Annotated in this window: 8 protein-coding genes, 1 tRNA gene and 1 pseudogene; 7 read left to right on the forward strand and 3 right to left on the reverse strand. The window is 38.7% G+C overall.

Features of this window, described 5'->3' with window-relative positions; all coding sequences use genetic code 11:
* Both CALSC_RS26620 and CALSC_RS19250 read left to right on the forward strand, forming a co-directional pair.
* Nucleotides 1-550: pseudogene (locus tag CALSC_RS26620) on the forward strand (tetratricopeptide repeat protein); the annotation flags it as partial.
* A gap of 388 nt (nt 551-938) precedes the next feature.
* On the forward strand, nt 939-2,168 hold the full coding sequence (locus CALSC_RS19250; RefSeq protein WP_235006859.1) for an MFS transporter: 1,230 nt from the start codon (nt 939-941) through the stop codon (nt 2,166-2,168).
* Nucleotides 2,169-2,297: 129 nt separating this feature from the next.
* Here the strand turns inward: CALSC_RS19250 and CALSC_RS19255 are convergent.
* A tRNA-Arg gene (locus CALSC_RS19255) sits at nt 2,298-2,371 on the reverse strand.
* A gap of 34 nt (nt 2,372-2,405) precedes the next feature.
* Here CALSC_RS19255 and moaC point away from each other — a divergent pair.
* From moaC to CALSC_RS19270, 3 genes are all read left to right on the forward strand, one after another.
* Nucleotides 2,406-2,894 (forward strand): cyclic pyranopterin monophosphate synthase MoaC, encoded by a 489-nt coding sequence (moaC, locus tag CALSC_RS19260; RefSeq protein WP_088242904.1) that lies wholly within the window; start codon nt 2,406-2,408, stop codon nt 2,892-2,894.
* Nucleotides 2,895-3,073: 179 nt separating this feature from the next.
* Entirely contained in the window at nt 3,074-3,328 is a 255-nt protein-coding gene (locus tag CALSC_RS19265) for a hypothetical protein (RefSeq protein ID WP_088242905.1), read from the forward strand.
* Between the two features lie 536 nt (nt 3,329-3,864).
* Nucleotides 3,865-5,184 carry a hypothetical protein gene (locus CALSC_RS19270; protein WP_088242906.1) on the forward strand — a complete coding sequence of 440 codons (1,320 nt, stop codon included), beginning with the start codon at nt 3,865-3,867 and terminating at the stop codon, nt 5,182-5,184.
* A gap of 183 nt (nt 5,185-5,367) precedes the next feature.
* Here the strand turns inward: CALSC_RS19270 and CALSC_RS19275 are convergent, their stop codons facing one another.
* Nucleotides 5,368-6,285 carry a lysylphosphatidylglycerol synthase domain-containing protein gene (locus CALSC_RS19275; protein WP_088242907.1) on the reverse strand — a complete coding sequence of 306 codons (918 nt, stop codon included), beginning with the start codon at nt 6,283-6,285 and terminating at the stop codon, nt 5,368-5,370.
* 17 nt (nt 6,286-6,302) lie between these two features.
* Nucleotides 6,303-7,565 (reverse strand): nickel pincer cofactor biosynthesis protein LarC, encoded by a 1,263-nt coding sequence (larC, locus tag CALSC_RS19280; protein ID WP_088242908.1) that lies wholly within the window; start codon nt 7,563-7,565, stop codon nt 6,303-6,305.
* Nucleotides 7,566-7,657: 92 nt separating this feature from the next.
* Between larC and CALSC_RS19285 the strand changes: the two genes are divergently transcribed.
* Both CALSC_RS19285 and CALSC_RS19290 read left to right on the forward strand, forming a co-directional pair.
* Nucleotides 7,658-8,317: an L-threonylcarbamoyladenylate synthase gene (locus tag CALSC_RS19285; protein WP_088242909.1), complete on the forward strand. Its 660-nt coding sequence runs from the start codon at nt 7,658-7,660 to the stop codon at nt 8,315-8,317.
* A 367-nt stretch (nt 8,318-8,684) separates the two neighbouring features.
* Entirely contained in the window at nt 8,685-9,905 is a 1,221-nt protein-coding gene (locus CALSC_RS19290; RefSeq protein WP_088242910.1) for a HetZ-related protein, read from the forward strand.
* Nucleotides 9,906-9,978 lie beyond the last annotated feature (73 nt).

Consider the following 9,978-nt stretch of genomic DNA (forward strand, 5'->3'; position numbering starts at 1 on the left):
TGTGGAAGTAAAAGCCGCTAATCTGCACGAAATAGGTTATTGGGAAGGGAAAAGGGGAAATAAAACCAAGAAGTTAGAACTATACCTGCAAGCTGCTCAAGCTTTTGCAGAAATCCGCGCTTACATTGATTTATACCAGGTTTTGTATAATTTAGGCATCGCAGATGAAAGTCAGGGAATTATATATTTAGCTCAAGCTGTGTGGCTGTGTCTGCGGGTGGAGATACCTTTGATAAATGCCGTGGAAACTTTTGAAACGATATACAATCGAGTACCTAAAGGCGATGGGATAGAAGCTTTGTTGGGTGCGACTGCGGTGTATTTGTGTCAGGTTCGCGGTAGGGAGCATCCGCAATTAGAGGAGTTACAACAGCGTAGTATAAAGATTTTATCAGGTGCGGCGGTTGCTCAGGGGATTGAGACACAGGAAGCTTTTGGTACTTGGTATGTGCAGGAAGGGTTGAATGATGCTGAATATTTTATCCCGCGATTGGTGGAGAGGTTGGAGGTGATTGTTGGGGATGGGTGGTTATTTGATCACGGATTTTAAGGATTACACTGAGTTGCACTGATTGGGATTGTGGTGATTTTTGGATTGTGGGGATTTTTGGAATTATAGGGATGTATACAGGTTGCTACTTGTGGGATGTGCACCAAATTCTGTAAAATGACGCATAATGTTAAGTAATGTAAAACAAGTAATTAAGGGTGGTTGGCTCTCTCTCGCTCTTAAGGTGAGTGGTTAGTGGTTAAGTAAGTAGGTGGAAATCAACCAAGCTATATAACAGAATGTAAAAAGCACAAAGTCCTTGTGATTGCTTCGTTTCACTCCGTTGCACTCGCAATGACATACATTGAATTTTTTATGCCCACCTACTTAGTAGACAAATCATTAATGAATAATCACCAATAATAAATACACATATCTCGCATCTGCCATAAAAATGTTTCAGACATTGGATAAGCAACTGCGCCTTAACCTGCTGATATTGTTTGCAGCAGGTTTATTGTTCTGGTCCAGTATAGGCTCTTTATTACCGACTCTGCCTCTCTATATTGCAGAAATCGGGGCTAGTAAGCAACAAATTGGTATTGTCATGGGCGGTTTTGCCATTGGCATGTTGCTGTTTCGGGGATCGATGGGAAAATTATCAGATCGACGGGGACGCAAAATTGTATTGTTGATTGGTTCTTTTGTAGTTGCGATCGCTCCTTTTGGCTATTTGGTTGTAAAATCAATCCCTCTGCTCATGGCTGTACGGGTGTTTCACGGTATCAGTATTGCCGCTTTCGCCACTGGTTATTTAGCTTTGGTGGTGGATTTAACCTCAACTAATATTCGTGGTGAAGTGATTGGCTATATGAGCCTGGTAACTCCCCTAGGAATAGCAATTGGCCCAGCTTTTGGGGGTTATTTGCAAGCAGGATTAGGTTATGAAGCCTTATTTATTGCCTCTGGAATGTGTGGAGTTTTGACATTTTTGTGTATCTTACCCATTATTAGTCCTCCCATCCACAGTCAGCCAGCAAATCAAAAACAAATTAAATTTTGGCAGATTTTGGTGAGTCCTAGGGTGAAAATTCCCTCTCTCATCATGTTCCTAGTGGGAATAGGTTCTGGTATTTTGCATACATTTATACCCTTGTTTATTAAGTCTACAGGGGTAGATTTAAATCCTGGGTTATTTTATGCTGTAGCTGCGATCGCTAGTTTTAGTGCCAGGTTATTTAGCGGTAGAGCAAGCGATAGGTTTGGTAGAGGTTTGTTTGTCACCATCAGTCTGACGGTTTATACCTTAGGATTTTCATTCCTGTGGCAAGCTACTGATAAGAATACATTCTTGTTGGGAGCTATTCTCGAAGGGGCTGGTTCTGGTGTAGTTATCCCTATCATTTCCACCCTAATGAGCGATCGATCCCAACCCTATGAAAGGGGACAGATATTCGCTGTATGTATTATGGGCTTAGATTTGGGAATTGCGATCGCTGGGCCTTTAATTGGTTACATAGCCGAAGAATTTGGCTACCGTAATACTTTTGGCTTGGCTACATTTTTAACAGCATCGGCGATTATAATTTTCTTAACTTTTTCTAGCAAAGGAATTGAAAATTCTTTCCGTTTTGCCACTGGTAGAGGTAAAGATTTCTATGCTTTAGAAAAGTCATAAGTCATTCAATTTTGGATTTTGGATTTTGGATTTATCCGTGGAATAAATCCGGGACTTGTACTATCAAAGCATAAAGGGATTATTGGTCATACCAAAAACCTATAATTCCTTCTCAATAAACATAAAAAACGGACGAGGAGGGATTCGAACCCCCGACACCGTGGTCCGTAGCCACGTGCTCTAGTCCACTGAGCTACACGTCCTTACAAGAAATTAATAGTAGCACAACCTCTCTCAATGAAGCAAGAAGATTCTGGCAATTTAAGCCACTTAGATGCTCAGGGACAAGCACAGATGGTAGATGTGTCCGCAAAAACGCCCACAATTCGCCAAGCGGTGGCAGTTGGTCAAGTGCGAATGTTATTGACAACATTTACTACAATTCAATCCGGTAATATCCCCAAGGGAGATGTTTTAGGAACCGCAAGGTTAGCAGGAATTATGGCAGCAAAACAGACAGCAAATTTAATTCCTTTATGTCATCCTTTACCCATACAAAAAGTAGAAGTGCAAATTTTCCCTGATGAGCAATTACCTGGATATCAGATTCAGGCTACAGTTAAAACCAAAGCCGAAACAGGGGTAGAGATGGAAGCCTTGACAGCTGTTTCCGTAGCAGCTTTAACTTTGTACGATATGGCGAAAGCCCTGGAAAAATCCATCCAAATCGAGTCCATACACTTAGTTAGTAAGACTGGTGGTAAATCTGGTGATTACGGATGTTGAGATTACTAACTTCTGTGACCGAAAAATAAAAGGATACAAGCCCTCAAATTTATTTGTGGAAGCTCTCTTTTCTCCCCTGCTCCCTGCTCCCATGCCCCCTGCCTCTTTCTGACCGTATTTAGATATCGTAGAATGATAAATATACCCATTTTGTAAACTATTGTAATAAGTAAGTATTTATGCCTCCTCGTTGGCCTCGCAAACCTGATCGTAATGACCCAGATTATCGTAAACTAGATGACCGGATGAACTTTGCTGTCCATGTAGCTGCCTTTGGTGCCACCAATTCTGGTTTATGGTTTTTGTATAACTTCCTCCATACTGGCTGGCAATGGCTACCTTGGGTAACTGTTAGTTGGTTCGGATTATTATTAAGCCATCTGATTTATATTAGTGCGATCGCTAATTACGCAGAAGTAAATAGCCCAGAATAATTCCCAACCGACAAAAAATTGTCTGTTTTCCCAGATCTAAAATTCTCTGAATCCTGTTAATTGGCTAGCATCTCCAAAGTGTTAGCCTAGCAGGATTTTATATATTTGAGGCAGACAGATATAGCGCTACGCGCAAGTAATAAGTAATAAGTTTACTGCTCATAGGTTTGGGCTTTCAACAATATCCGCACCCTAATTGCGTAGTGCTATATATTATCCTTAATACCATTTCTCTAAATCCTTACAGATAATTCTCCCCTTGCTCCCTGCTCCCTGCCTTTCTGCTATCCATGTATAGTTTTATTTTGGAGAATTGAGATTATATCCTGGCTTCCTGAAAATTACTGAGCTAGTAGTTCATTAAAACTTTAAGAAATAACCGTTAATTTGACTAAGATTATATGAATCTATCAAATTTCTGTGAAAATACACTAGATATTATCAAAAGATATTGATAGCCTGATACAATCAGGGTTAAGCGAATGATCATATATAAATCTAATCAAATATAATGCTCTTTGGTCGAAATAAATATAATGACTACTAATAGTCTGACAAATAATCAATACAATAAACATTTTATAAATTCCTCTGTTGAGTCGTTTAATTTACATGAGATTCAAGAAAAAATCTACAACTTATTGATGAATCTCCTGCAAAAATGGCAACCTGAAGATATTTTACTGGAATTCAAACGTTTATTTATTGACTGTTTAGATTCTGCAATCATTTTAGAATCATCACCGGGGATATATGAATATTTTGAAAATAAAGAGGAAGATGATTTTCATTATACTCTCAAACGCTCCTGTTACATATTAATTAACAATTGGGAAATTAATCGGCAATATCAATATATTCAAGATTTAATCGCTATATTTGATAATTATAAGCCGAAGAAAAGTTATGATTACCCACGAAAATTGAAAACTTACAGAAGCTGGGTAGAACACTTTATCAACAGCAAAGATTATCAAGAATTAAAGCTGTTTGCGGATAGACATACTACCTTATCTAATACTTCTTGGGTAAATAGGTATAATTCTTTTCTGTTTTATGCTCAATCCTTAGATACAGACAATCCGAAAGAACAACAAGAAGCTGCGAGAAAAATTGCCAAAAAACTTAAAGATAAATTTAAGTTTGACTTAGCAATGTATACTGCTCGTTCCCAGTCTAATAACAAAACCAATCAACGCTATAAAAATCCCTCTTCTTTAGGGGACAAAGTTTTACGTTTAATCAAAGCAATCGTCATCAAAAAGGGAGTATTTAGTTATGAGAATATAGCTAATATATTTATTAATCAAACTCAGAATATTCCGTTTGAAGAATTTAAATATAGCCTAGCAAGATATTTAATATTTTCGATTGAACAACCTAAATTTATAGAAACCTTACAAAAAAAATTACTAGCCAAATTTTTGACTTGGAAGGATGAATATAATGACCAACAGGTTACTAGTGATTTAGTTTTAAGAAGTTGCAATAGACTCATTGATTTTTTGACAACCGAAAATAGAGAAGAACCTTCTGCCTTATTTGTCTTATTACTCTCTCAAGGTCACCCATTAACATTAGTGATTGTACTACTAAAAATAATTTTAATTAGTAGAAATTCTCGCAATCATTTGGAAATGAGAATTGCGGATCTGATTCGTTTTTACGAAAATTATCCGGAGAAAGAATGTAATTTCTTTATTAATTTCTTGGAGATTCTCAATATTACTTTTGCGATTTATTCAGATAACGTTGAATATAATCTTATCCCCGCTAAATCAGGTAAATATTCTCCAGATACGGTGAATCCACAGTTTAATCCCGATGCATACCATGTTTTTTCTCAGTTAAAGTAAATATTCAGCCTTAAATTTTGTAATTATAAAATTCGAGATTAACCCTAGGTTATTTCAGTTATCAATTACCCCATCGATAAATCGAGGGTCTTGAAACTCAACAAAAATTTTTGACTCTCCACGGATAAATCCGGAGGCTTGTATCCAGTCTGGTTTTTGATCAAATTGACATGGCTGCTATCCTTAGTAAACCGTTCGGCGTTCATCTATCCAAGCCAGGGTTGCAGCAATAACTTCCGCTAGGGTGCTAACCAAACGATACATACCAACCACACCAATTATAACTGCTATGGGAAACCGATGTTGCAGCATAGCGATCGCAGTTGCTTCAAACACACCTAAGCCACCGGGAGCACCGGGAACCACTAAACCTAAGAGCCAAGAAAAACTAAAAGCTGTCACTAATAATGGAATTTGATGCCAACTTACAGGTTCTAAAGCGAATAAAGTTAACAGGAAACCAACATTGCGTAAACCCAAAAATCCCAATTCTCCTAGTAAGGGCATAAATGGATAGCGTTTTAGATATACAGGAGAAGTAGATGCTGACTGATTCTGGGATTTCTTGAATTTTAATTTTTGTAATACAGATAAGATTCGATTTAAAATTCGGGGATGCATCACTCCCAGCACCACACATAAACTAAATACCTGTGCAACTAAAATTATGGTGTTATGAGATACTAGGGATTGGCTACCTAGGATAACAACAATTAAGGCAGCAGCAGCCATTAGTAAGGGTTCTAATAATACACTTAGGGCTGCTGCACCATGAGAAACACCAGCACTATGGGCACCAACAATGCGACCATAATAATGCCAAACATTGCCTGGTAAATACTTAGCAATGTTAGTTTGCAGATATACCTGCATAAATTGGGCTGGATATATAGATTGATACAACTCCTTTAACACCCAAGTCCATACCCAACCTGCCCAAATATGTGCTGATAAAGTAACACCGATGGCAATTACTAAAATTGACCATCCAACCCCATCAATATGGATTGTTGCCACTTCTTGCCAGTTATCCTTCAAGGCTTTGGCTAAAAAAAATAGCGTTCCCCCTAAAATCAACCAGCGTAAAGTTTTTTTCATCATTTATGAGTGGTTTTAAATTAATTATGTTGCGAATACCAACTTTGTAATGCCAGCCTCTGCATTTCCTGCCAAGGAAGACTGTATTTGCGAGCTAAGTCCGCACAATCTTCATATTCTGGCTGGACATTCATTATTACCTTTTCTTGTCGTTCTAAACGCCATGCTACCTTAACTCCGATGGAGCCATATTCAGTTTCCACGACCTGCATTTCCCGTGACAGAATACCACGTTGCTGATTAGAACGACGAATACCTAAAGTTGTAGTTTCCTGGAATAGAATTGTTTCACATTTAGATATATCTTCCGGATAACAAATAACAGTCAGTAAAATTCCTGGGCGAGATTTCTTCATCCCAATGGATTGAGTAAATACATCCAAGGCTCCCGTCGCCAGTAATGCTTCTAATACATAGCCAATAGCTTGGGGACTTAAGTCATCCAGTTGGGTTTCCAGTACCGAAATAGTTTCTAAATTGCCAATGGAACCTACCTGGGAATTATCTGAGCTTTCCCCCAGCCATAAACGGAGGATATTAGGAATCGGTAAATTTAAACAACCCGTACCCAATCCGATTTTGCTAATTTTCATGGGTGGTGGCTCCCCAAAATCCGTTACCAGGGTAGTAGCAATTGCAGCTCCAGTGGGGGTTACCAACTCTTTGGCAATCCCATTACTATATACCGGACAACCACGCATTTCCCACAACTTTAATACAGCTGGTACGGGTACAGTCATCTGTCCATGAGCCGCCTTCACCACCCCTCCCCCAGTAGGTAAAGGAGAACAATACAGTAAAGGTAATCCTTGCTGATTACTAGCAATTCCCAACCAATCTAAACCCAAACAAGTACCCACAATATCCACAATGGCATCCACAGCACCAACTTCATGGAAATGCACCTTTGATGGCGCGATACCATGTACCGCCCCTTCTGCGATCGCTAATTGCCGAAAAATTTCTAAACTCCAAGCCTCTACCCTAGCTGGTAATTCTGCTTGGAGAATCATCTTTTCGATTTCTGGTAAATGTCGCCCATGAATGTGATTATGTTCCTCATGGTGATGGTGGTGTGCATCGAGTAAATCTACATGAGCCTGAGTAGCTTGCTGTCCATGACGCAGAACTAATTCAGCCCATAATTTATACTCTTGTGCAATCCCCAAACCATTTAACTTGTCCACTAAATATTCCACAGGTACACCCAAACTGATGACTGCTCCCAGGCACATATCACCGGAAATCCCCGTTGGGCACTGAAGATAAGCTACTCTACTCATAGATATTCATTAGTCCATTCACAAATTAATCAGTTGCAAAAACATCTCCAGTATCTCTTCTTCAATATTTCCTAGTTCATTTTTACTCTTTCATGGCAAATATTATTCAAGTCCATCCTGATAATCCTCAAATCCAGCGTATAGAGGAAATAAAGTTAGCCCTGCAACGTGGGGCAGTCATGCTTTACCCTACCGATACAGTTTACGCCATCGGTTGTGATTTAAATGCAAAGTCAGCAGTGGAAAAAGTTCGTAAAATCAAGCAATTAGCAAATGATAAACCACTGACCTTTTTGTGCCCATCGCTTTCTAATGTGTCAACTTACGCTTTTGTTAGTGATACCGCCTATAAAATTATGAAGCGTCTGATTCCTGGACCTTACACATTTTTACTACCTGCGACAAAATTGGTACCGCGACTAGTACAAAATCCCAAACGGAAAACAACTGGAATCAGAGTCCCCAATAGCACTATTTGTTTGGAGTTATTAACAGCCTTGGGAAATCCAATTATTTCTACTTCTGCCCATCTCCCTAGTGATAATACAGCAGATGAAATATTAGAAATGACACCAGAGCCTCCAATTACTCAGTTCGAGCTATTTGACCGTTTGCACAAATTAGTTGATGTAATTGTGGACACTGGTAATGAACCTACCTATCAAGTTTCTACCATTGTGGACTTAACTATCGAACAACCAATGATAATTCGTAAAGGTTTAGGTTGGGAGGAAGCAGCAGTGTGGGTTTAAAAAATATGTTGTACAAATGAGCTCATTTACTTGTATTCAATACCTGATGGTAAAAATACTCCAGTTTTAAAATTGTCATATTTATGAAGCGAAAAATCATCAATCCTCAAAATAGCCACAAAACCTTTCTATATAAGGATTATGATAAATTTGCTCAGCCCACAAATCCAATTGTACCGCCCTCAATCTAGTTGCGCGTAAAAAAACCGACACAACACTGTCACAGGAACTTGTTGATATCTTCTACATTCATAAATGTGAGCAGTGCTTATGGCAACTCCAAGATAAGGAGCGACGAGATGCCTCAGCATTAGGTGCTGTTTCAGCTTTGTCGTTAAGGTGCACATGCCAATTCCGAAAAAGAATTATGAAAATCAATCTTGTCGATCTACCCACCACCAATACTACCGTTAAACCTCAAGTTGCTACCGAAGAAATATCAGCATCAAGCTCTGACTTCTTACTGCAAGTATTGTGTCAAGAAATACAAGCACAAGTCAAAACCTCACCTGCTGGAATACAAGCCTTAGCACAAAGGATTACTAAAGAAGTAACTCGTATTTGTGATAAGAGTTCCCGCATTCAAACCTCTGGAGAAATTAAATCTTGGCAGTTAAGTTTGGCTCGCCATCGGTTACAAAAATGTTTGCGCTATTACCAATTAGGCTCTAGAAGAGGACGTGTAGAACTACATAGCTGTTTGGGATCTATGGTTTACCGTCATATTTCCGATCCTTCTTTACATCTAGGTTTTGATGCTCGCTACAACTTGATTGAAGATTTTTTACAAGCATTTTATATTGAAGCGATTAAAGCATTTCGTCGGGAAAATGAGTTTAATGAAGACTATACACCTCGTACCCAGCTACAATTAGCAGAATACATGGCATTCACTGAGCAGTATGCCAAGCGCCGGATCAATTTACCTGGTGGTAGCAATCAGCAATTAATCATTCTCCGCGCCCAAGGGTTTAACCGTCGCCAACCCCAGGAAACCACTGTTGATATTGAAATGGCTGTGGAATCTGCGAGAACTGAAGAGGCAGAATCTTACATGCGTAGTTCAGCTGTTCAACAAGTGCGATCGCAGATGATTGCCAAATCAAATTTTGATCCAGCAGAAGAAGCTGAACGTAATTCTATTGTCTCAGAATTAATCAAATACCTGGAAGCTCAAGGTCAAAAGGATTGTGTAGATTACTTAGTCTTAAAACTTCAGGATCTCTCCGCACCAGAAATAGATCAAATTCTTGGTTTAACAAGTCGCCAAAGAGACTATTTACAACAACGTTTTAAATATCATGTGGAAAAATTTGCCAGACAACACAAATGGCAGTTAGTACATCAGTGGTTGGGTGCAGGTTTAGAACAAAAATTAGGTCTTTCTTCTCAGCAATGGGAAAGCTTCTTAAATTGTCTATCTGAACAACAACGACAAATATTACAATTGAAAACTGCTCAACAAAATGACCAATCAATTGCTAAACAAGTAAAATGTACACCCAAACAATTACAGAAACGGTGGACTCAATTATTAGAATTAGCATGGTCTATTCGTAATGGTCATACAGAGGCTCAAGTAAGTTAATACATGATTTTGGCATTATCAATTTCTATGTGTTATCTTAGTCTCTCTATGTTATTTACATATCTAAACGCAA

This window comes from Calothrix rhizosoleniae SC01, assembly GCF_900185595.1.
In the GTDB taxonomy this organism is placed as follows: domain Bacteria; phylum Cyanobacteriota; class Cyanobacteriia; order Cyanobacteriales; family Nostocaceae; genus Calothrix_A; species Calothrix_A rhizosoleniae.